General features: G+C 33.3%; 26 protein-coding genes. 9 read left to right on the top strand and 17 right to left on the bottom strand.

Annotated elements, in window-relative coordinates; translation table 11 throughout:
* Positions 1-38: 38 nt before the first annotated feature.
* The 7 genes from ACP15M_RS00640 to ACP15M_RS00610 all read right to left on the bottom strand — a co-directional run bounded on the left by ACP15M_RS00640 (position 39) and on the right by ACP15M_RS00610 (position 6047).
* Entirely contained in the window at positions 39-323 is a 285-nt protein-coding gene (locus tag ACP15M_RS00640; RefSeq protein WP_425075227.1) for a GNAT family N-acetyltransferase, read from the bottom strand.
* 4 nt (positions 324-327) lie between these two features.
* On the bottom strand, positions 328-1662 hold the full coding sequence (locus ACP15M_RS00635; RefSeq protein ID WP_425075226.1) for an alginate export family protein: 1335 nt from the start codon (positions 1660-1662) through the stop codon (positions 328-330).
* Complete coding sequence (locus tag ACP15M_RS00630) at positions 1652-2065, bottom strand: DoxX family protein (protein WP_425075225.1); 414 nt, start codon at positions 2063-2065, stop codon at positions 1652-1654. The genes ACP15M_RS00635 and ACP15M_RS00630 overlap by 11 nt, the downstream gene beginning before the upstream one ends.
* Positions 2066-2142: 77 nt before the next feature.
* The gene (locus ACP15M_RS00625; protein WP_425075224.1) at positions 2143-2667 is read right to left on the bottom strand and encodes a YceI family protein; all 525 of its coding nucleotides are present in this window, start codon (positions 2665-2667) and stop codon (positions 2143-2145) included.
* Between the two features lie 36 nt (positions 2668-2703).
* On the bottom strand, positions 2704-4512 hold the full coding sequence (locus tag ACP15M_RS00620) for an amidohydrolase (protein ID WP_425075223.1): 1809 nt from the start codon (positions 4510-4512) through the stop codon (positions 2704-2706).
* 62 nt (positions 4513-4574) lie between these two features.
* Positions 4575-5270 carry a hydrolase gene (locus ACP15M_RS00615; protein WP_425075222.1) on the bottom strand — a complete coding sequence of 232 codons (696 nt, stop codon included), beginning with the start codon at positions 5268-5270 and terminating at the stop codon, positions 4575-4577.
* A gap of 60 nt (positions 5271-5330) precedes the next feature.
* Complete coding sequence (locus ACP15M_RS00610) at positions 5331-6047, bottom strand: pirin family protein (protein WP_425076053.1); 717 nt, start codon at positions 6045-6047, stop codon at positions 5331-5333.
* A gap of 324 nt (positions 6048-6371) precedes the next feature.
* On the opposite strand from ACP15M_RS00610, the gene ACP15M_RS00605 reads away from it, so the two are divergent.
* Complete coding sequence (locus ACP15M_RS00605) at positions 6372-8489, top strand: sigma 54-interacting transcriptional regulator (RefSeq protein ID WP_425075221.1); 2118 nt, start codon at positions 6372-6374, stop codon at positions 8487-8489.
* A 51-nt stretch (positions 8490-8540) separates the two neighbouring features.
* Here the strand turns inward: ACP15M_RS00605 and ACP15M_RS00600 are convergent, their stop codons facing one another.
* The 4 genes from ACP15M_RS00600 to mnmE form a co-directional block, all read right to left on the bottom strand.
* On the bottom strand, positions 8541-9128 hold the full coding sequence (locus ACP15M_RS00600) for an NAD(P)H-dependent oxidoreductase (RefSeq protein ID WP_425075220.1): 588 nt from the start codon (positions 9126-9128) through the stop codon (positions 8541-8543).
* Between the two features lie 10 nt (positions 9129-9138).
* Complete coding sequence (locus tag ACP15M_RS00595) at positions 9139-10044, bottom strand: haloalkane dehalogenase (protein WP_425075219.1); 906 nt, start codon at positions 10042-10044, stop codon at positions 9139-9141.
* Between the two features lie 33 nt (positions 10045-10077).
* Positions 10078-10677: a Crp/Fnr family transcriptional regulator gene (locus ACP15M_RS00590; protein WP_425075218.1), complete on the bottom strand. Its 600-nt coding sequence runs from the start codon at positions 10675-10677 to the stop codon at positions 10078-10080.
* A gap of 415 nt (positions 10678-11092) precedes the next feature.
* The gene (gene mnmE / locus ACP15M_RS00585) at positions 11093-12508 is read right to left on the bottom strand and encodes a tRNA uridine-5-carboxymethylaminomethyl(34) synthesis GTPase MnmE (protein ID WP_425075217.1); all 1416 of its coding nucleotides are present in this window, start codon (positions 12506-12508) and stop codon (positions 11093-11095) included.
* Between the two features lie 121 nt (positions 12509-12629).
* Between mnmE and ACP15M_RS00580 the strand changes: the two genes are divergently transcribed.
* Together ACP15M_RS00580 and ACP15M_RS00575 are read left to right on the top strand one after the other, a co-directional pair.
* Entirely contained in the window at positions 12630-13790 is a 1161-nt protein-coding gene (locus ACP15M_RS00580) for a redoxin domain-containing protein (RefSeq protein ID WP_425075216.1), read from the top strand.
* 2 nt (positions 13791-13792) lie between these two features.
* Positions 13793-14962, top strand: a complete 1170-nt coding sequence (locus tag ACP15M_RS00575) for a redoxin domain-containing protein (RefSeq protein ID WP_425075215.1) — start codon at positions 13793-13795, stop codon at positions 14960-14962.
* A 12-nt stretch (positions 14963-14974) separates the two neighbouring features.
* On the opposite strand, the gene ACP15M_RS00570 is transcribed toward ACP15M_RS00575, so the two are convergent.
* Complete coding sequence (locus ACP15M_RS00570; RefSeq protein WP_425075214.1) at positions 14975-15625, bottom strand: rhomboid family intramembrane serine protease; 651 nt, start codon at positions 15623-15625, stop codon at positions 14975-14977.
* A gap of 56 nt (positions 15626-15681) precedes the next feature.
* On the opposite strand from ACP15M_RS00570, the gene ACP15M_RS00565 reads away from it, so the two are divergent.
* Positions 15682-16572: a lysophospholipid acyltransferase family protein gene (locus tag ACP15M_RS00565; protein WP_425075213.1), complete on the top strand. Its 891-nt coding sequence runs from the start codon at positions 15682-15684 to the stop codon at positions 16570-16572.
* Here ACP15M_RS00565 and ACP15M_RS00560 read toward each other — a convergent pair whose 3' ends face one another.
* Together ACP15M_RS00560 and glmM are read right to left on the bottom strand one after the other, a co-directional pair.
* A complete protein-coding gene (locus ACP15M_RS00560; protein WP_425075212.1) occupies positions 16573-18078 on the bottom strand; it encodes an aminotransferase class V-fold PLP-dependent enzyme in 1506 nt (501 codons plus the stop codon).
* 147 nt (positions 18079-18225) lie between these two features.
* Complete coding sequence (gene glmM / locus ACP15M_RS00555) at positions 18226-19614, bottom strand: phosphoglucosamine mutase (RefSeq protein WP_425075211.1); 1389 nt, start codon at positions 19612-19614, stop codon at positions 18226-18228.
* Positions 19615-19688: 74 nt separating this feature from the next.
* Between glmM and ACP15M_RS00550 the strand changes: the two genes are divergently transcribed.
* From ACP15M_RS00550 to ACP15M_RS00535, 4 genes are read left to right on the top strand one after another with little or no spacing between them, the layout of a single operon-like run.
* Positions 19689-20291: an ACP phosphodiesterase gene (locus ACP15M_RS00550; RefSeq protein WP_425075210.1), complete on the top strand. Its 603-nt coding sequence runs from the start codon at positions 19689-19691 to the stop codon at positions 20289-20291.
* A complete protein-coding gene (gene ggt / locus ACP15M_RS00545) occupies positions 20288-21991 on the top strand; it encodes a gamma-glutamyltransferase (RefSeq protein ID WP_425075209.1) in 1704 nt (567 codons plus the stop codon). Before ACP15M_RS00550 ends, ggt begins: the two co-directional genes overlap by 4 nt.
* Before the next feature lie 11 nt (positions 21992-22002).
* Positions 22003-22902 carry an ATP-grasp domain-containing protein gene (locus ACP15M_RS00540; RefSeq protein WP_425075208.1) on the top strand — a complete coding sequence of 300 codons (900 nt, stop codon included), beginning with the start codon at positions 22003-22005 and terminating at the stop codon, positions 22900-22902.
* 7 nt (positions 22903-22909) lie between these two features.
* Entirely contained in the window at positions 22910-23653 is a 744-nt protein-coding gene (locus tag ACP15M_RS00535; protein WP_425075207.1) for a hypothetical protein, read from the top strand.
* A 91-nt stretch (positions 23654-23744) separates the two neighbouring features.
* Here the strand turns inward: ACP15M_RS00535 and ACP15M_RS00530 are convergent, their stop codons facing one another.
* The 3 genes from ACP15M_RS00530 to ACP15M_RS00520 form a co-directional block, all read right to left on the bottom strand.
* The gene (locus tag ACP15M_RS00530) at positions 23745-24263 is read right to left on the bottom strand and encodes a hypothetical protein (RefSeq protein ID WP_425075206.1); all 519 of its coding nucleotides are present in this window, start codon (positions 24261-24263) and stop codon (positions 23745-23747) included.
* A gap of 62 nt (positions 24264-24325) precedes the next feature.
* Positions 24326-25561, bottom strand: coding sequence for a glycosyltransferase (locus ACP15M_RS00525; RefSeq protein WP_425075205.1), 1236 nt, complete (start codon positions 25559-25561; stop codon positions 24326-24328).
* Between the two features lie 20 nt (positions 25562-25581).
* On the bottom strand, positions 25582-26052 hold the full coding sequence (locus ACP15M_RS00520) for a heme-binding domain-containing protein (protein WP_425075204.1): 471 nt from the start codon (positions 26050-26052) through the stop codon (positions 25582-25584).
* A 40-nt stretch (positions 26053-26092) separates the two neighbouring features.
* Between ACP15M_RS00520 and ACP15M_RS00515 the strand changes: the two genes are divergently transcribed.
* Positions 26093-26656, top strand: a complete 564-nt coding sequence (locus ACP15M_RS00515) for an adenylosuccinate lyase (RefSeq protein WP_425076052.1) — start codon at positions 26093-26095, stop codon at positions 26654-26656.
* Positions 26657-26738 lie beyond the last annotated feature (82 nt).

The raw sequence follows: 26738 nt of genomic DNA, 5'->3' as shown, positions 1-26738 counted from the left end.
TGATTGATTTAATTTTGAAGATTAGTATAAGGGTAAAATTAAGATTTTAAGACATCTTTAATGTCATCTAATTTTTTAAACATTGCATTGGCAAACGGACAAAGTGGTAAAATTTTTAAGTCTTTTTCTCGTGCCATATCTACAATTTTATATAATAATTGTTTACCTACTCCTTTCCCTTTAAATTCAGGGTTAACTTCGGTATGATCGATAATAATAAAATCGCTAGCAGGAATTGAATATGTCATTACACCAGCACGTACATCGTTATCGGTTGCAATAGCAAAGCCTTTGTTGTTTTGTTCTTTAATTTCTACATTCATAATTTTAAAATTTAATTTCTGTGGTAAACACAAAGTGATATAAAGTGTTGTTTAAGTGGCTTTTTCTTAAAAATGCACCTGGAAAAATAATGTTAGATTCTAGTTCTAAACTAATATTATTGTTAAGCTCGTAAGTCAAAATACTTCCAATTTGATTACCAATAAATCGTTCTGTATTTACAGACGGATAATCTAAAATTAAAGGTGCGCCATACACACCATCTGTCGTTGAAAAACGCCAAAAAGCCACATAATCTAACTCTAAGTTAAAGTTACCAATTTTTTTGTTGTAATAAGGATGAATATCTATAAGGTTTGAAGGTCCAATGCGAGCCACACGGCCAAAATAAGCACCTCTTGGATATAAGCCATCAAAAGTATTTAAGCTAGAAGACCCCTCATCATTACCGCTAATAGCTTCTGTTTTTAAACCAAATGTACCGATTGAAAAATCTTTTTCAACATTATAAGACATCGTCCATGCATTAATGTTTTGATTGCCAAAATTCCCGAACTGATACACAAACTCGTTGTTGTATTTAAAACTGTTCCAGTTCCCAAAATGTCGCAATCCTATAGATGCTCTATTATCGTTTGCAGTGCCGCTATTCCAAGTTTTATTTTTTTCAGTTTTGTACAGAACGTATAAATCGGTGTTGGTGTTTTTAGTCCATTGTTGTGTCCAATACAAAGCGCTTAAAGATTCATTATTTTTTAAATAATCGTTATCAAAAACACCTTCTTGCTGCTGTACAGGAATGGCGTAAAAGCCTAAAAGATTTGTATTATGATCTTGATATTGCAATTGTGCCATATCAAAAGATAAGCGCACATTTGGTCCCTCGCGGATATCCACTAATCTGCCACTACCCAATCTCATGTTTTGTCTGCCAATTAAAATATTCCAATTACTATTAAAATGATATCGTAGAAAAAACTGATTAAGGCTTAAAGCATCTTTATCTACCGGAATTAATGCATCTTTATTTGCTGGTAAACTTGAGTTTAATTCGGCAAAAGCTTCAAATTTTTGATCTATTTTTAGGTGAGCATGCAGCATCAATCGGTTTAAAAACCATAGGTTGTCTTGTTGTGCTGTATTTTGAAATTGTTCGTTTATAAACGATTCTGCTTGAAACCGCCAACTACCACCAAGAGATACGGTCGTAGAATTGTTGAGGTTAATTTGTTTTAGCTTGTAGTAAAATTGATTGGGAAGATTTTCAGAATAAATGATTTTATCATTTTGACGTAATAGACTAAAATTTAAAACCTCATCTTGCGCTAATACGATATTAAAGATTAAACTTCCTATGAAAAATAAAAGTTTAGATTTCATAATTTTTAGTTTTTAGTCTGTAATCTAAACTGTAATAACCGCCACCAACATAGGCAATAAAGCCAAAAATAGCAGAATAAATGAGTGGCGTGTCTTGTATTTTTACACCATCTTGTAAGTGAATAAAAACAAGTCCTGTTAATGTTAAGCCTAGGATAAATGCTGCCGAAATACGAGTAAATAAGCCTAGTGCCACAAATAATGCACAAACTACATTAGTAAAAATTGCGTAGAAAGTGCTGAATGTACTGCCAAATCCAAAAGGATCGGGTATATGATTAATAGTCTCTTGCAGATGAAGTAATTTGGGTAAACCATGAGCTCTAATTAAAGCAAAAGCGGCTAAAAGTCTTAAGGCTAATAATCCTTTATCTAGTGATGGCTTTAGTAGAATACGTTTCATAATACTTCTTTTTTTAAAGAATTGGGCTAACGACTTATGGTTGCATTAACCCAATTCACGCTACTAATCAACCAATCTTAGTTTTTTACAAACTGTAGGTCTGCTATAAGTTTTACAGTATCGCTTACTACAATGCTTCCTGCTTCGGTTACAGCACTCCAAGTAAGGTTAAAATCTTTACGGTTAATGCTTCCTGAAGCTTCAAAACCTGCTTTGGTTTGTCCGTAAGGATCAACTGCAACACCGTTAAAATCTACATCTAGGCTTACTTCTTTGGTAATGTCTCTTATGGTTAAATCTCCAACTAAAGTGTTGCCATCAAAAGATTTTGATTCAAATTTTAATTCTGGATAGGTTTCTGCATTGAAAAAATCATCTGATTTTAAATGCGCATCTCTATCTGAATTTTTAGTGTTGATAGAATTTGTTTTTGCTGAAAAATTGAAGTTTGCACCAACAAAGTTTTCACTTTCGGTTTCTACTGAAGCGTTAAAGTCTTCAAAGTGACCAGTTACTGTAGAAATCATCATGTGCTTTACTTTAAAAGCGATTTCTGAATGTGCTGTATCAATGTTCCAATTTGTTTTTACTGCTGTTTCCATGTTTGTTTTATTTATGTATTTAAAAATTATTATTATTTAGTTTTGGTAGCCACCATAATATTTTACAGGTGACCAGTTTGGTATAACTTCTGGTAATTCTGGCGATAAGTTTTTAAACTCATCGTCTCCAAAAACCACGTTACCTCCAACTACGGTTAGTACTGATTTTATAGTATTTATTTCGTTTACTGGTATCGTAAAATAGTCTTCGGAAAGGATGGCGAAATCGGCAAACATGCCATTTTCTAACGTTCCTTTTACGTTTTCTTCTTTAGATACCCAAGCACTTCCTTTGGTGTATAAATACAGTGCTTCTTCGCGTGTTAACAAGTTGCTATCTTCACTTAATTGAAAATCACCGACTGTTTTTCCTGTAATTAACCAATATAAAGCTGGCCAAGGATTGTAGCTTGCTACACGAGTACCATCGGTACCAGCACCAAGCGGAATACCCATATCCATAATCTTTTTAACTGATGGTGCTTGTTTTGCTTTTTCAGCACCATAACGTTCTACAAAAAACTCGCCTGCATAAGCCATTCTAGCTTGTATAGCAATACCTCCATTAAGTGCTTTAATGCGTTTCAGTTCGTTTTCGGTTACGGTTTCGGCATGATCAAACATCCAACGTTCGGCAGCCAATTTTCCGTTAGTTTCCTTATTTACTTCTTCGATTACATCTAGCATATTAGAGATGGTTTCGCCATAAGTAGCGTGGATTCTAAAAGGCCAGCCTTTATCAACGTGTAAGCGGATAATTCGTTTTAGGTCTTCGCGCCATGTTGGTCTATCTTCTAACATAGGTTGTGGTGCTAAAAAGTTTTCAAAATCACCTGCACTCCACGCTAAAAATTCGCCACCACCTTCTAATTCATAACCGTGATCTAGATGAATTTCGCCATTATGACCAACTTCGTTATGCGCCATCCATTCCTGAAATTCGGCATATTCAGCTCCTTTATTTTGAGGGAATAAATAATAGGACAAGCGAATTGGCATTTCTCCAGCATCGGCTAATAGTTTTGTACCTGTATAATCTTTTGGGAACTTGTGTCCGCCACCACCTGCATCAATACCACTTGTAATTCCGAAACGGTTCAATTCTCTGTAAAACTGTTTGGTTCCGTTTACCATTGCGGCTTTACTTAAAGGTGGTAAAGCACCAATACGTGCATAAAGTATGGTTGGGTTTGGTTCTGCCAGAAGTACTCCTGTTAGCTTTCCGTTGGCATCTTTTTCAAAAGAGCTACCTTCTGGCGCTTTGGTATTTTCATCTATTCTTAAAGCATCTAATCCGGCTTTATTTAACCAAGCTCTGCTGTATAAAAACAGTACATAAGTTGGTACATCGCCTGTGGCATCGTTAATTTCTTCTGGTGTTGGAAATCGTTTTTCTTCAAATTGAAAAGGACTCCAACCACCAATAACTCTTACCCATTGCCCTTTTGGCGTACGTGCTGCTTGTTCTTTCAACATTTCTAAAGCACGTTTTAAGGTTTTTACTCCATCCCAACGTAATTCGGCATTAAAAAATCGTCCGCCACGAGTTAGATGTAAATGCGAATCGTTTAACCCAGGAATTATGGTTCTACCTTTAGCATCTAAAGTTTTAGTTTGTGCGTTTGCCAATTTTAAAACCTCTGCGGTACTTCCTGTAGCTAATACTTTGCCATCCTTTACAGCGATAGCTTCTGTAATTGTTCTGTTAGCATCCATAACTGCTACTTTAGCATTGGTAACAATAAGGTCTGCTGTTAAAGTTTTAGCGTCTTGAGCTTGTTTTTTATCTTGATTACAAGCCACTAAAACCAAAGTGAAAATTAAAAGTAGTATAAACCGTTTCATTGTATTGAGAGTTTAATAACACTCTTCCTCTATGTTGAAGAAGAGTGTTTTTAGATTGATAATTAGTGCTTTAACATATCGTGAGCGTATTGAATACCAATACCGTAAGCACCACCATATTTTTTAACTAATGTTGTTACAGCGATATATGTTTCTTGTCTTGCCCAATCGCGTTGTAATTCTAATAAATACTGGATAGAAGTGATTGGTTTTGCACCAGCTTGAATCATACGTTGCACAGCCATTTGGTGAGCCTCTCTAGAGACGTCTCCTGATGCATCTGTGATTACATACACATCATAACCATCGTTAATTGCAGATAATACAGGACCTACAACACAAACACTAGTCCATAAACCACCAATAACAATTTTCTTGTCTTTACCTGCTGCTTTTGTTATTGCATTGTAAGCATTTTTATCTTCCCAAGTATTCATTGTTGTACGGTCTATATAAGAACCGTCATTTGGATACGTTTCTGAAATTTCTGGGAACACAGGACCACTAAATGATTTTTCGGCAACAGTAGTAATAATAGTTGGTACATTAAATATTTTTGAAGCACCTATAACAATACCTACATTGTTACGCAATTCGTCTGTAGTGATACTTTTTGTTGCAAAAGCCATCTGACCTTCGTGGTCGATCATCACTAATGCGTGATTGGTTGGGCTTAATAATTCTGGACTTGGTTTTTGAGCAAAAACATTTGCTGTTAACGCTAATAGTAATACGAAAGTTAATTTTATTGTTTTCATTTTTAATTTAATTGTGTCATGTTTTTATGACGGTTATACATATTTATATTTGATTATTATTTACATTGACATTGGTACTTCCATTAGTAACAATTCTGTGTTAGAGTCTGCTGTAATGTCTAGTTCATTAACATCCCAAACCCCAAAACCATCTCTGGTGTTTAAAGCTTGATTATTTATGGTCGCATCGCCCTTAAGCACAAATACATACACACCATTTTTATCTGGATTTTTTAAATTATAAGTCAGTGATTTTCCTTGATCTAAATTGGTCATATTAAACCAAGCATCTTGATGAATCCATACACCAGCATCGTCTGGATTTGGCGATAATACTTGTTCAAATTGGTTGTTTCTGTTTTCTGTATTAAGTGTAATTTGATCGTAACGCGGTTGTACATTTTGCTTATTAGGAAATACCCAAATTTGTAAAAACTTGACTTGCTGATCTTTGTTTTTATTGTATTCTGAATGTGTGATACCTGTTCCGGCACTTAACACCTGAATGTCGCCCGATTTAATTACAGCCACATTATCCATACTATCTTTATGCTCTAAATCACCTTCTAAAGGAATAGAAATGATTTCCATATTTTGATGTGGATGTGTACCAAAACCCATTCCTGCTGCAACGGTATCGTCGTTTAATACACGTAATACACCAAAATGCATACGCTCTGGGTTGTGATAATTTGCAAAACTAAAGGTATGTTTAGATTGTAACCATCCGTGATTAGCATCGCCTCTTGTATCGGCTTTGTGAAGTATTGTATTCATAGTTTTATATTCTTTATTTGGTAAATGATTATAACCAACCTGTTCGTTTTCTTTTGAAGATGTTGTATCTTCACTTTTAGTTTTTGCGATTGCTCTTAATCCTAAAATTGAAAGCGAACTTCCTGCGATTGATTTCTTTATAAATTCTTTACGTTTCATTTTGTTGTTGTTTGGCATATAAAAGGCTATTCTCGTGCCAAAAATTTAAATACCTAACAATCAAGCGATTATGTGTTTGTGTCAAAAATTTTAATTACCATATTTTGAGAAACTTCTAATATTTGAGAAAATATTATGTATTTTTAAGTTCTGAAATTGAAGCAAATGGATACAAATACGCAACATTTAGAAATAAAACAATGGTTAATTGAAACCTTACCCTATGAGGTGATGTGGATGGATGAAGATGGTAAAATTGTATATGCTAATAATAAGTTTTGTAACCGATTAGGTTACCGAAAGTCGGAAATAACAAGGCTTTCCATTTTTGATATTAATCCCACTACCCAACCCAAAAGTTGGAAAAAGCATTGGGATTTAGTTGAAAAAAAACAAATCCATCGTTTTAAAGAAACCCATAAAAATAAAGAAGGTAAGTTTTATGAAGTTGAAGTTTTTGCTCAATTTTTCTCAAATAACAGAAAAAATTTAATCTGTGCGATAACAAATGACATTTCAGAGTCAAGTTTCTACCAAAAATTAATGGATAACACCCAAACCATAGCTAATGTTGGTGGTTGGGAACTCAACCTTCAAGATGGTGCTGTAGTAGCAACTTCCGAAGCGTTAAACATATTTAATACCGAAACTAGTGAGGATTTATCGCCTGCCAACATTATTCATCAGTTTAAAAATACCGAAAGCGTTAAAACCTTAATTAGGGATGCTATGCGAAAAGGTGTAGCTTATGATGAAGTTTTAGAAACCAAAAGCACGCCAACACGATATATTAGATCGGTTACCAAACCTGTTTTAAAAGGTGATAAAATCTATAAACTTTTAGGCATTTATCAGGATGTGACCGAGCAGCAAGAAAAAGAAAATTCGTTACAACTCTTCAAAGAAGTGATTGATAATGCAGAAGATATTATTTATGTCATTAAGGAAAATGGCGAACTACTACATTATAGTGATTCAGCAATAAAACAACTGGGATTTTCAAAACGTCAGTTAGATAACTTTTCTATTTTTGATTTAGATCCGGGAATTACTAAAGATTGGTGGACTAATCATTTTGCAGACATTGTAAAAAAAGGTTCTTTGCGATTTGAATGGCTTACTGTTCGAAAAAATGGTACCAAATTCCCTGTAGATATTACAGCAAACCATATTCATTATAATGGCGAAGATTACAATTGCGCAGTCATTAGAGATATTTCTGAACGTAAAGCACGTGATTTAAAATTATATGAAGCGCTCGAAGAAATCAAATCTTTAAAAGAGCGTTTAGAAAATGAAAATGAATATTTGCAAGAAGAGATTAACAATAAAATAAATTTCAATAATATTATATGTACTAGTGAATCTTATGAGAAAGTCTTACAATTAGTAGACCAAGTTGCACCAACCGATACTACCGTTTTAATTACAGGTGAATCCGGAACAGGTAAAGAATTACTCGCCAGTGCTATCCATAATAACAGTATGCGTAAAGAGCGACCTTTAATAAAAATTAATTGTGCTACTTTACCAAAAGAATTGATAGAAAGCGAGTTGTTTGGTCATAAAAAAGGGGCTTTTACAGGTGCTGTTGCCGATAAGGTTGGTAAATTCTCGTTAGCCGATGGTGGCACCATTTTTTTAGATGAAATAGGCGAAATGCCTATCGACCTTCAACCAAAATTGCTACGTGTATTACAAGAAGGTGAGTTTGACGAATTAGGTGGCAATAAAACTATAAAAGTAAATGTTCGTGTTGTAGCAGCTACCAATAGACATTTGGAAGAGATGATAAAAGAAGGAACGTTTCGTGAAGATTTATATTACCGTCTAAATGTATTTCCTATCCACAATATTCCTTTGCGTGCCAGAAAAGAAGACATCCCAATGTTGGCACAATATTTTTTAGAAAAATATTCGGCAAAAGCTGGCAAAGCCTTTAAACGCTTATCTAAAAAAACGGTTGAAGCCTTAATGGCATATAGCTTTCCGGGTAATATTCGTGAGTTAGAAAATTTAATTGAACGCGCAGTTATTATTGAAAATGGTACAACATTAAATCCTGGTCAATGGATACCAAAAACTGATAATTTTATTTCAACAGAAGATTTTAAATCGTTTGAAACCATGCAACGTGACTACATTATAGATGTCCTAAATTACACCAATTGGCGTGTGAGTGGAAATAAAGGTGCAGCAAGCATTTTAAACATGAATGCCAAAACCTTGTTTGCCAAAATGAAGCGATTAGGAATAGAGAAACAGGTTGGATTGAAAACATAAAAAGCGATTTGATAATAACCAAATCGCTTTAAAACGCACTGTAATTACAACTCACTCATAAAACTCATCACTATCGGTATCCATTTCATTATTTAAAAACTGTATAGGATTAGAACGCTTAGGGTCATCAATCATTTCTACCCATTGTTGACCATATTGTTTTATGATATTTTCTGAAACCGCATCGGCTTTATACATCCAAACCGGAATTAAATAATTCATCTTGGTTAAATTGGCGGTAAGCTCAAAGGGTTTTAGCAAATCGTGTACGGTTGAAAATTTATCAAATCCTGAATAAAATTTTGACTGTCCGCCAACAGAGACAATAAGTTGCAAGTCTTTATCTTTAAGCTTTACACCTTTGCTTTCGTAGGCAAAATTATAGGTTAAAACATCGTCTAACCACTGTTTTAAAAGCGGTGTCATACTATACCAATACAGCGGAAATTGTATTACAATTCTATCGTGTTCTAATAATAATTGTTGTTCTTTTTCTATGTTTATTTTAAAATCTGGATAATCTTGGTATAGGTCTCTAGAGGTCGTGATTTTACCGCTGTCATTGAGTTGTGATTTCCAGATTCTATTAACGCGAGATTGCTCTAGATTTGGATGAAAAACCAAATGTAATATTTTCATATTATGGGTGTTATTTAATTAAATTAAAGTATTCTAATGCTGATTTAGCAATTAATTCGCCACCAGCTTCCTGTACAAAGTGTCCTCCTTCAGCAATTTCTAGCCATTCGGGACAACCTTTAATTAAAGCTTGCATGTGTTTCATTACAACCGGACCTAACATATCATCTTTCATACCTACTGCCATAAAAGTATCACCTTGCCATTTGGTATTCCAAAATTCGGCAGCTTTTAAGGATGTATCGACACCTTCTAAATGTGGTTCTTGCGCTACAAGTTTTGGAAACTTTCTAACACCTGCTTTATAGGTTTCGTCTGGAAAAGGTGCTTCGTAAGCCTTAGCATCTGCATCACTAATTCCTGGTGCATGTTTTTTAAACAACTGTACTAAATCTACATTTTTAGGGGATACGATTTCATCTTTCCATTTGGCAAAAACTGGTCCTGCAGGTTGCCCGTTTATTAATGCCGTATTCATAATAAGTAAGCGTTTAAAACGCTGTTCCATTTCCATAGGTAAGGTTAAGCCTAACAATCCGCCCCAATCCTGAACAACCAGCGTCATGTTGTTTAAGTCTAGACGCTCTATTAATTGAAGAAGGTAATTTCTATGAAAATGAAAGGTGTAAGTCTCTTCATCAATTGGTTTATCAGATTTTCCGAAGCCTAATAAATCGGGCGCGATAACACGATGTCCGTTGGCTGTAAAAACAGGAATCATTTTACGGTATAAAAAGCTCCAACTAGGCTCACCATGCAATAACAAAAAAGTGTTTTTGGCGTTGCGATCTCCTTCATCTAGGTAATGCAGTCTTAAGCCTTCACAGCCCTTCAAATCCTCAATATAATTAGGTTTAAAGTCGTAATCTGGTAGATTTTCAAATCTATGTTCTGGTGTTCTTAATGCTTGTATCATAACTATTTATTTTAATTATGACACAAAATTACTTTAGTTACTCACCATAAAATAGGACAAATGTCTAAATGATAAATTCTTGCGAATTCTGCTTAAATGGCGTTGGGTAACACCTAAGTAAGACGCGAGATAATGTAGTGGAATGAGCTTAAGATATTCTGGTTGATTTTCTAAAAGGTCTTGGTAGCGTTTTTCGGCACTTTCGCGTTGCAGTAAAAACAAACGTTTTTCGAGATTGACATATTCTAGTTCTGCGACGTATTTAAAAAACTTAATCCAATTAGGATAATGGTCTTCAAGGTAAGTCATATTCTTTTTTGAAATGAGCAGAAGGTCCATATCGGTTAAGGCTTGAATATTTTCAGCTGAAGGTTCTTCTAAAATCCAAGAGGTGTATGCAGTAATTAAAGTATTTTTAAAAGTGAAGCAATAGGTAACTTCTTCACTTTCTGAAGAATAGTAAAACGATCTAAAAATACCAGATTTTATAAAAGCAATATACTGACTGGTTTGGCCTTCTTTCACTAAAAAATCGTCTTTTTTTAGTGTTTTGGATTCAGCCAACTTTAAGTATGCCTCAATATCTTCATCGGTTAAGATGTTGTAAGACTTTAAGAAATTTGTAATCATCATAAGCTTTTAAAAAAATGGTTAAACAAAGGTAATAGTCTTACAGAACAATATATAGATTTTAAATCATTTTGAAACTATGTAACCTAACTATACAATGGATGTCTCAATTATACAATTGGTGCGTCATTAGAAACAATGGTGCTGCAAGTATTTTGCACATAAACATTAAAACCTTGTTTGTCAAAATGAAGCGTTTGAGTATTGAGAAACAAGTGATTTTGAAACCATAATTATTTATACAGGTATTATTTCGACATTTATATTGAGATCCTGTTTTTCAAAGAATAAATTCATTTCAAGAAAATCTATTTTTCTGCATTGGGACACCCAAAAAAATCATTATAATAATTTTCATAAATATGTTTTTTTATGAACCCATCTATAAACTATCAAAATATTGAATTCACACTTTTATTTACTTTCCGATACAAAAATTAGCAAAAATATTGCCCAACAAATCATCATTGGTAATTTCACCTGTTATTTCTCCAAAGTGATACAACGCCTGACGAATATCTATGGCTAATAAATCACCTGATAGTCCAGTATCCAATCCGTGTTTTACTTTACTAATTTCTTCTAAAGCTTTCAATAACGCATCATAATGACGAGAGTTCGTAACAATGGTTTCATTGTTTCTCAATGCGCCTGTATTCATTAGGTTCAATAATGCATTTGTTAGTTGTTCTACACCAAAACCTGTTTTAGCAGACATCAATGCTATATGAGATGCTTCAACTGCACTCAGCATGACATTTAGTTTTTTTAATTCCGATTCTGAAATTTGATCAATCTTGTTAGCTACTACCAACAAAGGTTTTTGAGGATATTTATTTTTAATTTTCTCAATTTCAACTTTAACTGTATGAGACTTCTCGACTGCGTTCGAAGTGACAGATACATCAAATAGATAAATCACAACTTGCGCTTGTTCAATTTTTTCAAAAGTTTTTTTAATGCCAATACTTTCAACAACATCTGCTGTTTCACGAATTCCAGCTGTATCTATAAATCGAAAGCCTATTCCTCCTATCGAAATTTCATCTTCAATAGTATCTCTTGTTGTTCCTGCAATTTCAGACACAATAGCTCTATCTTCATTTAACAAAGCATTTAATAGTGTAGATTTCCCAACATTAGGTTCACCAACAATAGCTACAGGTATTCCGTTTTTAATCACGTTACCAACAGCAAACGAATCTATAAGTCGTTTCAATACAAAATGAATACGCTCAATCAATTCTTTAAACTGCGAACGATCAGCAAACTCTACATCTTCTTCTGCAAAATCTAATTCTAATTCAATCAAAGAAGCAAAGTTTAGCAGTTCTTCTCTAAGTTTAGCAATTTCCGAAGAAAATCCGCCACGCATCTGCTGCATTGCAATTTGGTGTGATGCCTCATTATCACTAGCAATCAAATCTGCAACAGCTTCTGCTTGAGATAAATCTAATTTTCCGTTTAAAAAAGCACGAAGCGTAAACTCGCCAGCATTAGCCATTCTGCATCCTTTACGCAAAAACAATTGTATGATTTCTTGCTGAATATAATTAGAGCCATGGCAAGATATTTCTATCACATTTTCTCCTGTATAAGAATTTGGATTTTTAAATACCGAAACCAATACTTCATCAATAACTTTTTCACCATCTACTATATGACCTAAATGAATGGTATGTGTGTCTTGATTAACCAACAACTTATGGTTTACAACCGATTTAAAGTGCGTATCTACAACAGTAATAGCATCATCGCCAGAAAGTCGTATCACAGCAATAGCTCCACTTCCTGCTGCTGTTGCTAAAGCTATTATGGTGTCTTTATGAGTCATTAGATATCTATTTTTTTACAAAAGTATTGCATTTTTAACGTTATAAAACATTTTATAAAAGTTCTTTAAGTTTATATTATCAACGGACTTACTATATTTGTATCTCAAAAATATTTATATCATGAAACCTATTATTTCTATTCTAGTATTGTGTTTACTTGTTTTTTCTTGTAAAACTGAAGAAAAACAAACTGTTAAAAGAGATGGCTATTACATTTCTGCTACTGCTCCTGGTGTTTATAATGGTATTAGAGCGTATTTAGAAACAACCGATGAACGAGGAAGAAAAGTTGCAATCGATACAGCTATTGTAATGAATGAAGCGTTTATTTTTGAAGGTAAAGTTGATTATCCGAGAATGTTAAACTTAAAGATTAATAGTGTTAGAGGCAGTATTCCATTAATTCTTGAAAATGAAACCATTACAATTTCAGTTAATAAAGACAATTTAACCAATTCAAAAATTGAAGGATCAGTCGCTAATTCTGCATTGGCTGAATATACCAAAACAATAAGCGAATTAAACGCTAAACGTTTTGCATCAAGTAGAAAATTGCGTTCACAACAACAAGATTCTAATCTAAATATAGAGGAACTTAAAACTAAAATGAACGATCTTAGTTTGAAAATAGAAAACTTACCTTATGAATTTATCGAAAAAAATAAAGATAATGCGTTTTCTATAATTCAACTTCAAAAATTAGCAAAAGAGAAAACTGCAGATTTTTCTAAAATTGAAAAGGCTTTAACTAATTTGAGTGAAAGTCAACAAAATTCTATACCTGCAAATACACTTAAAAAGCAAATTCAATCTAAAAGAGCTGAGTTAGCTGCAACAAAAGCTACAGAAATTGGGCAAATTGCACCTTCCTTTAGTGCTCCTACTCCAGAAGGTAAATCATTAGCATTAAATGATGTAAAAGGTAAATTAACACTTATTGACTTTTGGGCATCTTGGTGTAAACCATGCCGAAGAGAGAATCCTAATGTTGTTAAAGTCTATAACAAATATCATAGCAAAGGACTCGAAATTATAAGCGTATCTCTTGATGGAAGCAGAAACCAAAGAGATCCTAAAGCAGCTTGGATAAAAGCTATTGAAGATGATAAGCTTACTTGGAGTCATGTTTCTAATCTTAGTTATTTTAACGATCCTGTTGCAAAAGCTTATAATATTAGATCAATACCTGCTACATTCTTGCTTGATGAAAGTGGTAAAATTGTTGCAAAAAACTTAAGAGGTGATGCTCTCGAAAAGAAAGTAGCAGAATATCTTAACTAATTATGACAAAAACTTTTCTATACTATATTCTTGTCGGCTTAGTTCTTTTTTCTTGTAAAGAAGACCATAAAACTGAACCTATTATAGTAACGCATGATGGCTATACTATTTCAGGCTCAGCTCCTGGACTTTACAATGGTTTGAGAGCTTATTTAAAGTCTACTGATGAAAAAGGTTTGTTAAAAGCTCAAGATACAGCCATCATCATGAATGAAATATTTGTATTTGAAGGAAAGGTTGAAGCACCCGAATCTTGGTATCTAGAAATAAACAGTTTAGATGGTTCAATTCCTTTTGTGATAGACAATTCTAAACTAACAATTACTGTAGACAAAGACAACATCAAACATTCTAAAATTGAAGGTGATTCTGTTAACAATAGCATTACAACGTTTAATACAAAATTGAAAAAACTAAACGATTCTCTTGATCGTTTTAGCAATCGTTATAGAAAAATGATTATCAACAAAGAAAGTGTTGCTGGCATGTCGCAACAAATTAGAGACTTAAAAGATGTTATTTTGCGATTGCCACATCAGTTTATCAAAAATAATACAGATAATCCCTATGGCTTAGCTTTGCTAAACACAATGATTAGAAGAAATGCTCCAGACAAAGGATTGATTATTGAATCTTATGATGCTATTAATAGCGATTTAAAAAAATCTAACTTAGGGAAAAGAGTTGCCAAAAGCATTCCTGAAATAAGAAAACAATATGCAATTATTGCAGCTACTCATGTAGGTAAAGTCGCTCCAGATTTTTCTGCGCCTAATCCTAAAGGTAAAATCATTGCTCTATCTGAGGTTAAAGGAAAAGCAACACTCATTCATTTTTGGTCATCATGGTTTAAGGCTTCAAGAAGAGAAAACACGAGATTAACTCAACTTTACGATAAATATCATGGGCAAGGCTTAGAAATGATAGGTGTTTCTTTAGATGGAAGCTCAAAACAAACACATCCAAAATCAGATTGGAAAAAAGCAATTAAAGAAGACAAACTTATTTGGAATCAAATTTCAAACCTCAATTACTTTAATGATACTATTTGTAAAACATACAGTATTAAATCGTTACCTTCTACATTTTTACTTGATGAAAAAGGAATAATTGTGGCAAAAAATCTTACTGGAAATTCTTTAGAATCACAAATAAAAGAACTTTTAAAATAGAGTCCGTCGACTTTAAATCTTGCCCATTTTATGCATGATAAATAAAATAATGATAGGAATTATAAGTAATCCTATCATTAACAAGTCTGTTTTAAATAATGAAGGTACAAATATTAAAGTCACTATTAAACCTCCTATTGCTCCACCAAAATGGGCATCATGACCAATATTTCCTATTCTGTTTTTCATGCCATAAATAGAATACAGCAGGTAACCAATACCAAAAACATATGCAGGAATAGGTATTGGGATAAAGAACAAAAACAAACTCATACTAGGATCTAATAAAATTGCAGCATATAATATTCCTGTTACAGCTCCACTGGCTCCTACTGCACTATAATGATATTCATTTTGGTGAAAATATAAAGACAATAAACTTCCCAAAACTAAACTAATCACATAAATCACCACAAAATTAAATTCGCCTACAGAAAAAATAACACCATCAGCAAAAAAATATAAAGTTAGCATGTTCATAAATAAATGTGAGGTATCAACATGTAAAAACCCAGAACTAAACATTCTAAATTGCTCTCCTCGTCTTACATTTCCAACATTAAATTTGTAGCGTTCAAAAAAACCAAAGTCATTAAAACCTTTATAAGATATTAAGACGTTAGCTACTATTATAATAATGGTTACTAAACTTAAGTCACCCATAGACTCTAAACATTAAATTATACATATATTTGCCTTTGCAAATCTAAGATTAATAAATGCAATTTCTAGCTTACATTATAATTTACCCGTTTTTGTGGTTAGTTTCTATTCTACCCTTTAAACTTTTATACGCAGTTTCTGATGGTTTATATCTTTTGCTATACTATGTAATAGGATACAGAAAAAAAGTCGTTAAAGAGAATTTAAGACTAGTGTTCCCTAATAAATCTGAAGAAGAAATAAAAACCATTACCAAAAAGTTTTACCATCATTTATGTGATATGGTGGTTGAAGCTATTAAATCTTTAACCATTTCTGAAGCTGAAATGAAAAAACGTTTCACGTTTACCAATATTGAAGAAGTTCATAAGATTGAAAATGCTAACAAAAGTATCGTTTTAATGTGCGCGCATTATGGTAGTTGGGAATGGATTTTTATTTTACAAACCCATATCAAATCGAAAGGCTATGCAATTTACAAACGTATAGAAAACAAATATTTTGATCGTTTAGTGAAGCGAATTAGAGCAAAATACAATAGTTATCTCATCACCACTAAAGAGACTGTACCAACACTAATAAGTGCTAAAGAAAAAGGAGAATTAACCATAAATGGTTTTGTGTCTGATCAATCACCTAGACGTCGTAAAGCTTTTCATTGGAATGAGTTCATGAACATTAAGGTTCCTGTTCATACTGGAGCCGAAATGCTAGCTAAAAAACTAGATATGGCTGTTGTATTCTTTAGTGTAAAAAAAATTAAAAGAGGATATTACGAAACGACTTTTAAAACCATAACTACAACTCCTAATGCGTACGAAAATTATGAAATTACAGACATCTTTCTAAAACTGGTTGAAGAACAGATTTATGAAGCTCCTGAATATTATTTATGGACGCATAAACGCTGGAAATACAGAAATGATGTTCCGCCTCAATTTCAATAATTATATACTAAACCAAGATTTCACCTCTGCGTCTTGAGTTGTATCGTCTTTTACAGACTTGTGAATAAATTCATTGTTAGCTCCAATATAATTGTAATCTTTAGCCCATTCTTTATGGTTTTTAGCTAGTGCTATAATACTATCGCAAACAAAATTCATTTCTTCATCTGTAGTCGTTGGATGAATCGACATTCGAATCCATCCTGGTTTTCTCACTAAATCACCAATAGATATTTCACTGGTCAATTCTCTACTAGTTTGCTGGTCTACATGCAATAAAAAATGTCCATAAGTTCCTGCACAACTACAACCACCACGAGTTTGAATTCCGAAGCGATCATTTAATAATTTTACACCTAAATTATAATGTAAATCATCAATATAAAACGAAATCACACCTAATCGGTCTTGATGCTGACCTGCAAGAATATTAATATTTTCAACTCTTGAAAGTGCTTTAAAAATTATATCGTTTAACTCATGTTCACGCTTAAGAATGTTGTCAACTCCCATTTGCTCTTTTAACTTAATAGCAAGAGCTGTTTTAATCGTTTGAAGAAACCCAGGAGTTCCACCATCTTCTCTATCTTCAATATCATCAATGTATTTATGTTCTCCCCAAGGATTCGTCCAACTAACTGTTCCTCCACCAGGACAATCAGGAATCATATTATGATATAATTTTTTATTAAAAACCAATACTCCAGATGTTCCTGGTCCTCCTAAAAATTTATGAGGTGAGAAGAAAACAGCGTCTAAAGCCTGATTTTCATTTTCAGGATGCATATCGATATCAACGTAAGGAGCAGAACACGCAAAATCAACAAAACAAACACCTCCATGCTTATGCATTAATTCGGCAACTTTATGATGTGGTGTTTGAAGTCCTGTTACATTAGAACCTCCAACAATTGATGCAATTTTTAAAGTACAATCTTTATACTGTTCTAAAAGATTTTCTAAGTTTTTTAAGCTGAATAAACCTTCTTCATCTGGCGGAATCACTTCGACTTTAGCAATGGTTTCTAACCAAGATGTTTGATTAGAATGATGTTCCATATGAGAAATGAAAACCACTGGACGCATTTCGTCAGGTATCTCTGTATATTTACTTAGATTTTCAGGAACTTTCAAGCCTAAAATTCGTTGGAACTTATTTACGACTCCAGTCATTCCGTTTCCACAGACAATCAATACATCTTCATCATTACAATTGACATGTTTTTTAATGATGTGCTTTGCTTCATGATAGGCTTTGGTCATGGCTGTTCCAGACACAGTCGTTTCGGTATGAGTATTGGCTACAAAGGGTCCAAACTCATTACAAAGCTTCTCCTCTATTGGTCTATATAAACGACCAGAAGCTGTCCAATCTGTATAAATGATTTGTTTTTTTCCGAAAGGCGATTCAAACTCTTGATCTATGCCAATAATATGTTGTCTGAACTTTTGAAAATACTGTTCAAGTTTAGAAGGTTTAGACCTTGAATTTTCTACGGAAATCATTTTAATTTATTTAAATTCTTAAAAAAAGCCATTCTGAATTTGTTTCAGAATCTCATTTGCATTTCACTAATAAAACCCTGAAACAAGTTTAGGGTGACAATTGTATTGTGTATTGTTTAATTAGTATTTAGATTCCTATTAAAGATACTAAATATTTGCGATGTTTTTAATTTCTCCAATAATACGATCTGCAAGTGTATCTGCTTCGCTTTGAGAAGGCGCTTCAGTATAAATACGAATTATTGGTTCTGTATTACTTTTTCTTAAATGTACCCAAGAATCTGAAAAATCAATTTTTACACCATCAATCGTGGTTAAGTTTTCGTGTACATATTTAGATTCCATTGCACTTAAAACCGCATCAACATCAAGTTCTGGTGTTAACTGAATTTTTTTCTTACTCATAAAATAGTTAGGATAAGACGCTCTCAGTTCGCTCACATTCATTTTCTTTTCAGCTAAAAGGCTTAAAAATAAAGCCACTCCAACCAAAGCATCACGACCATAATGCAACTCAGGATAGATAATTCCACCATTACCTTCACCTCCAATAACAGCGTTATTTTTTTTCATTAAACTAACCACATTAACTTCTCCAACAGCACTCGCTTCGTAAGTTCCTCCATGCTTTTCAGTAATATCTTTTAAAGCTCTTGTAGAACTCATATTACTCACTGTGTTTCCCTTAGTTTTGCTCAATACATAATCTGCACAAGCGACTAAAGTATATTCTTCACCAAACATCTCTCCTTTTTCGTCCATAAACGCCAAACGATCTACATCTGGATCGACAACTATTCCAAAATCGGCATGCTCATCAACGACTGCTTTAGATAAATCGGTTAGATGTTCTTTTAAAGGCTCTGGATTATGAGGAAAATGTCCATTAGGCTCACAGTACAATTTCACAGGATGCACTCCTAAACGTTCTAATAATAAAGGGATTGCCATTCCACCTGTAGAATTCACACCATCAACTACCACTTTAAAGTTAGCTTCCTTTATGGCATCAACATTAACCAAATCCATGTCCAAGACTTCATCAATATGCAAATCGATATAAGCGTCATTTATGATAATTTTTCCTAAGCTATCCACATCTGCAAATGACATATCATCAGCTTCAGCAATTTTTAAAATTTTAGCCCCTTCTTCAGCATTTAAAAATTCACCTTTGGCATCTAGAAGTTTTAGTGCGTTCCATTGTTTGGGATTATGACTAGCCGTTAAAATAATTCCACCATCAGCATGTTCCATTGGCACTGCAACTTCAACCGTTGGTGTTGTAGATAGTCCTAAATCTATCACATGAATTCCTAAGCCAACCAAAGTATTCATTACCAAATTCTGAATCATCTCTCCCGAAATACGAGCGTCACGTCCAACCACAACTCTATAATTATCTTTATTGCGTTGTTGCTTGATCCACATACCATAGGCTGATGCAAATTTTACAGCATCAATAGGTGTTAAATTGTCTCCAACCGAACCTCCAATGGTTCCTCTAATTCCAGAAATTGATTTTATAAGTGTCATATTTTGTTAATATTTTCAGCAAATATACTATTTCAAAACCGTAAATCTTAACTCACAATTCGTAAATTACGCCTATGAATTTTCTTGCCCATATTTACCTTTCTGGAGATAACGAAAAGATTACAATTGGCAATTTTGTTGCCGATGCCATTAGAGGAAGCAAATATAAATTGCTCTCTCCCGAGTTTCAGGTTGGCGTAAAACTACATCGTCATATAGACACCTTTACCGACGCACATCCTATTGTTAGACAAAGCACTAAACGTTTGCACAAAAACTACAGTCATTATAGTGGTGTTATTGTAGATATTTTATACGATCATTTTTTAGCAAAAAACTGGCAACATTATTCAAACATTCCTTTAGATATTTATATTCAAGATTTTTACGAAAGTTTAAAAGCACATTTTGATGTCTTGCCAGACCGTTTTCAACACCTTATGCCTTTTATGATTACCGACAATTGGTTGCTGAGTTATGCCGAAATTGAAGGCATACAACGTGTTTTAAATGGCATGAACAAACGCACAAACAACAAATCTGGAATGCACTTAGCTACCAATGAATTAAAGCTATATTATTCTGAATTTGAAGAAGAATTCACGTTGTTTTTTAAAGAACTTATTGAAACTTCAGAAACTAAACGAATGGAACTAATGAAAATGTATAACTTATGAAACCTTTATTTTCAATTCTAGTTTTAGTTGTGTTCTGTTTGTCTTGTAAAAACAATACACCTGTTAGTTCTTCACAATCTAAAAAACGTGGTGTAATTGCCAAAAACGCTATGGTTGTAACTGCTCGTGAAGAAGCTTCAAAAATTGGTGCAGACATTTTAAAGCAAGGTGGAAATGCCTTTGACGCTATGTTTGCAACTGAAATGGCTTTAGCTGTCGTTTATCCTTATGCTGGAAATTTAGGAGGAGGCGGATTTATGGTGTATCGTTTAGCAGATGGTAAAACTGGAGCTTTAGACTACAGAGAAAAAGCTCCTTTAGCAGCTCATAAAACCATGTACTTAGATAATGAAGGTAATGTTGTTAAAGACATGAGTACAGTTGGTGTGCATTCGGTTGGTGTCCCAGGAACTATAGCTGGTATTTTTGCTGCTCATGAGCGATTCGGAACTTTACCTACTGAAGAATTATTAAAGCCTGTAATTGCTCTAGCCGAAAATGGATTTGTTGTCACTAAAAAACAACACGAAAAATTAGACCATTATGATAGTATAATGCGTGTTGTTAACGGAAAAGATATCCTGTTTACAAAACATATTAAAGCAAATGATACTCTTAAAAATATTGCGCTAGCTCAAACTTTAAAACGTATCGCTAAAAATGGTAAAGACGAGTTTTACAAAGGCGAAACTGCTCAACAGCTCATTCGTTTTCTGAATCAAAAGGGAACCATCATGACGCTCAAAGATCTTGAATTATACAACCCTAAATGGAGAGATCCTATTGAGTTTCAATATAAAGATTTCACTATTACATCTATGTCTCCTCCTTCAAGTGGTGGATTGTGTTTGGCTCAAATTATGAAAATGATGGAGCCTTTCGATTTAAAATCTTATGGTCATAACTCTGTAAAAAGTATTCAAGTTATGGTTGAAGCCGAGCGTCGTGCTTATGCTGATAGAAGTTTCTTTTTAGGTGATCCTGATTTTGTCGATATTCCAACTAAAGAACTATTAAGCGACTCCTACTTAAAAAAACGTATGGAAGATTTTTCTTTTGAACACCCGACACCTTCAGAAGCAATTAGTCATGGAGAAGTTTTAGGTTATGAAAGTGAAGAAACAACACACTACTCTATTGTAGATCCCTTTGGAAATGCTGTTTCGGTTACGACTACTTTAAACAGTGGTTATGGTTCTAAATTGTATGTTGACGAATTGGGTTTCTTTTTAAATAATGAAATGGACGATTTTAGTAGCAAACCTGGAACACCAAATATATACGGATTAATTGGTGGTGAAGCCAATAGCATTGCGCCAGAAAAACGTATGCTTAGTGCCATGACTCCAACAATTGTTGAAAAAAACGGAGAACTTTTTATGGTGTTAGGAACTCCTGGTGGCTCTACAATTATCACTTCTGTTTTACAAGTCATTTTAAATGTTGTAGAATTTGATATGACTATGCAAGAGGCAGTAGATGCTCCTCGTTTACATCATCAATGGTTACCTGATCGCATTAGAATGGAAGTCGATTTGTTTTCTGAAGATTTAAAACAACAATTAGAAACTAAAGGCTATGATATTAATGAAGCTTCTGCTCCAATTACAGCACGAGTTGAAGCCATTTTAGTATTAGATAACGGACAACTTGAAGGTGGAGCAGATTACAGAGGTGATGATACTGCTATTGGATTTTAAAAACAATTGAAATGAAACTATACGATTGCGTCATACTCACAGACCAAAGATATCTTAACGATTCTAAAACAGATGCTTATAAACACAATGTCTATTATGAAGATCGACTTGTTTACCATGCTTTAGAAGAACTCAAGCTCAAAACTTTACGATTGGCTTGGGACGATATGTTTTTTGATTGGTCTACAACAAAATCGGTTTTATTTCGAACCACTTGGGATTATTTTGATCGTTTTGATGAATTTTCTAAATGGCTTGAAGTGGTTTCAAAGCAAACCACTTTAATAAATTCTGAAGCCATTATTCGCTGGAATATTGATAAACACTATCTTTTAGATTTGCAGAATAATGGCATTCACATCGCTGAAAGTCATTTTATAGAACAAGGAGCTAAAGTCACTTTAAAACAATTGCATCATATTTTAAATTGGAAAGAAACGGTTTTAAAACCTTGTATTTCGGGAGCAGCACGACATACATATAAATTAAATCTTGAAAATTTAGAACAACATGAAACGATATTTCAAGAGTTAATTGCCAATGAAGCGATGATGCTTCAACCGTTTCAACATCATATTGTAAGTAAAGGTGAAATATCTATGATGGTGTTTAACGGAAAGTTTACACATGCTATTCTAAAAAAAGCGAAAACTGGTGATTTTAGAGTGCAAGATGATTTTGGCGGAAGCGTACACAACTACACTCCTACTGCTGAAGAAATTATGTTTGCTGAAGCTTCAGTTAAAGCATGTAACGAATTGCCTATCTATGCAAGAGTTGATATTTTTGAAGATAACGATGGAAAAATTGCACTTTCAGAGTTAGAATTGATTGAACCAGAACTTTGGTTTAGACATCATCCTGAAGCTGCAAAAACTCTCGCAGAAGGAATACATCATAAATTGAAATAACATTAGGATGGCTAAACAATCTAAACTAAAAAAAGTATTAAAAATCGTTGGTGGACTTATTGTGTTTTTTACACTGCCTACGCTTCTACTCTTCACATTTATGTATTTTAAATACAATGAAGACTTGCCAACTGGAACTCAAGGAAAAGAGGCAGATCTTTTAGCGACTAGAATGCTGAATGCTTTAAATCATGATGCTTATAAAGCTACAGACTATATTGAGTTCACCTTTAAAAAGCGACACCATTACAAATGGCATAAAACCGAACAAACTTGCGAAGTGTATTGGAAAAATATTAAAGTTGATTTAAATCTAATAAACCATGAAACTTCAAAAGTATACATAAACGATACTGAATATAATCAATCAGATGCTCTCGATTACATTCACAAAGCCGAAAGTTATTTCAACAACGACACCTTTTGGTTAGTAGCTCCTTACAAAGTATTTGATAAAGGTGTTGAGCGCAGGCTCGTAAAAACTGAAGATGATAAAAACGCACTTTTAGTAACTTATACTTCTGGTGGCACAACTCCTGGAGATTCGTATTTATGGCATTTTGACGACAACGGAAAACCAAAAAGTTTTCAAATGTGGGTCGATATCTTACCAATAGATGGTCTCGAAGCTTCATGGACAGATTGGACGACAAGTAAAACTGAAGCGCAATTCCCAACCTTTCATAAACTATTGTTTTTAGGGTTGGAAATTGAGGATATTAAAACATTAAATTCACAAATTTTGAATTAAAAGCTTACACTCTAAAAAGCAAAATGGTTTAAGAATAAAAGGGTTGAAAACATTAATTTTCAACCCTTTTATTTTACATAGTTAGTAACAGTTATTGTTTTGTATACACCAAAGTCACGTCTTCATTAGGATAACTATAACTCATACCATCGTACATTTCAATTTGAAAAAAGTTTTCAATATGTACTGTCAACATGTTACCTGAAATCGTACCAACTAAATCTGTGCTTCCATACTCAACTGTTATTGTGTTTCCTTCTCTAGTCCAAGTTGTTTCTTGATCAAAACCATCTAAGCATTCATATACATGATTATATTCTGTTGGACTCGTAACGTCTACAGTTATTTCGGTTAAAGCAGTAACAACGTTTACAGTTCCATCGGTTCTAAAATTTATAAAATCGTTATCATAACAAGGTGTTTCTTCAAAAAGATTTTGACTAGCAGTACCATCATTATTAAAATCGAATGTACTTTCAACACGTAATGAAGACAGTATCCATATACCTTCTAAACTAGCTTCACTATCATTATTACTATCGTCATCTGAAGAACAGGCAAAAAAATTGAATACAAAAAAAACTAGAATTAATTTTAAAATAACTTTCATGAGTTTAATGATTTTTAGATTATACCAAATCATCGAAAGCGCTTTAAAATGTCATCAAAAAATTAGTCTTTGTTCTTCTCCTCTATCCATTTACTCATAAACTTAGTACTTTGTAGTGTATGATGCTGAAGCATTTGTCCGATAAAATTTTCTTGTCGATGTGTTTTCAAAATGGATTTTACATCAAAAACAAGCTGCATAAATTCTGCTTGAAAGTCTGAAACTTGAAAACGCGTATTAATCACATTAAATCCATTTTTATGAGTATCATTCCAGATTGCTTCATTGGTATATAAAGCCACAGCAGAATTTACAAAATCTTGAATGTCGTCTGCTATAAATCCGTTAGCTTGTAAATTACCAAACATACCTTCAGCTGCTATAGAACTCATCACGCAAGGAGTTCCGTTTTGCATAGCATCAATCAACTTTCCTTTTAAACCTGCTCCAAATTGTAAAGGTGCCAAACAGACTTTGGATTGCTGCATGATTTCTGAAACATTTTCAGCATAGCCTTTAACCAAAAACCCTTTCTGCTTATTGTTTAGCTGCAGTACTTTTTGTGAAGCATAAGCTCCATAAACATGCAACTCTGCTTGAGGTAATTGCTTTTTAATTAAAGTCCAAATATGTTGTTTTAAGTATTGAATGGATTGAAAATTTGGTGGATGCAAAAAATTTCCAATAGTGATAAAATGCTTTCTATTTTCAAAGTTTGGGAGTTGTTTAATTGTTGAGTCAGAAACACTATCCAATAAAAATGGCAAATAATGTAAAATTGAAGGACTTATTTTAAATACCTGAGTTAATAATTCGTACTCAGCTTCAGAAATAATCAAACTCAAATCGCATCTGTAAATACTAGCAATTTCGCGTTTAGCAACATCGTTAAACAAATACGAATTATCAAAGGTTTGCTCATCTTTAAAGGCTTGCTCTCTTCCTTTGCGTAAACAATGTAAATCTTCGGTATCTAAAATCCTAAGTGCTTTCGGACAAACTTTAGCGACTCTCCAACCAAATTGTTCTTCGATCATAAACCGATCAAAAAGTACAACATCTGGTTGAAATTCTTGCAAAAACGCATCAAAACTAGAGTGATTCAATGCAATGTGAACTTGGTCAATTCCTAATGACGTTAAATCAAAAGCATGATCTGTTTTTGCACAAGCACTAGCAAAAGTGATCTTGTAGTTTTTAGACTGAAAACACGAAATTAACTGCATCATTCTGCTTCCTGCAGCCGAACTATTAGGCTCAGGCCAAACAAAACCAATAATTAGCAATTTCCTGTTCACAAAAAAGAACTAATTAATTATTAATTTGAAAGTTGAGATGCATAGTCTTCTCTAACACTTTTTGCCCAATCAACAACAGCTTTAATTTGCTCATCTGTTAATTTCGCTTCAGTGTGCGTCCAAGTATACGAATTTAGAGGCATCTCCTTAGCCTCAACCATTTCGATCAATTCGTCGAGTTTATGATCTTTCTTTTTGAGGTTGTATTCATTCCATTTAGATACATCAAAATGACCTTTACCATGCTTAATATGATCTGCTAACCAATAGTTTACAGGAGTGATATTATTATACCAAGGATAACGAGTAACACTACTATGGCAATCAAAGCAAGTTTCTTTTAATATTTTTTTCACTTCTGGAGAAGGCTTAGTTTCAACAAGAAAAGGTTCTATAGAAGTGATATCTCCTTCATTCTTTTCTGGACCAAAAAATTGAGCAACAATAACAACGATAAGTAAAGCTAAAAGTATCTTTTTTATGAGTTTCATTTTGATTATTTTTGTGATGCTTAAAAGTACAAAAAAAGGTTTGACAACAGAACAACTTTATAACGAATTAAATTACGTCAACCACTCGCGAGAAAAACGTCTTTATTATGCCAATTTAGTCATTTCGCAACCTGAGCTTATTCCTGAGTTATTAGATGTTTTATTTACGGTAGACGATAAAATATCCTGTCGTGCAGCTTGGGTTTTTGAATTTATGTGTGGCGAAAAGCTAGAGGCTATAATTCCGCATTTAGATCGATTTACAGCAAGCATTCACAAAGTACATTTAGATTCAGCAGTAAGACCAGTTGCTAAAATTTGTGAATATCTAATCACTGCCTATTATTCTAAAAATGAAAATGCTATTAAAACAGCACTAAATTCTAAACACAAAGAAAAGATAGTAGAAGCTTGTTTTGATTGGATGATTAATGATGAAAAAATTGCTCCTAAAGCCTATGCAATGAACACCTTGTTTTTATTAGGACAAGATATTGATTGGATTCATCCAGAATTGGTTATGATTCTTGAAAGAGATTATCAAATGCAAAGCTCAGGCTTTAAAGCTAGAGCAAGACATATCTTAAAAAAAATTAAAAAATAATGTCGTTCAGAATGCAATGAAGAATCTCTAAAAACCATATTAGATTCCTCAATGCTTCAGAATGATAAATGAAATAAAAAAA

The sequence above is a fragment of the Psychroserpens sp. S379A genome (assembly GCF_049800755.1).
Taxonomy (GTDB): domain Bacteria; phylum Bacteroidota; class Bacteroidia; order Flavobacteriales; family Flavobacteriaceae; genus Psychroserpens.
This window is presented reverse-complemented; position numbering and strand designations above follow the sequence as displayed.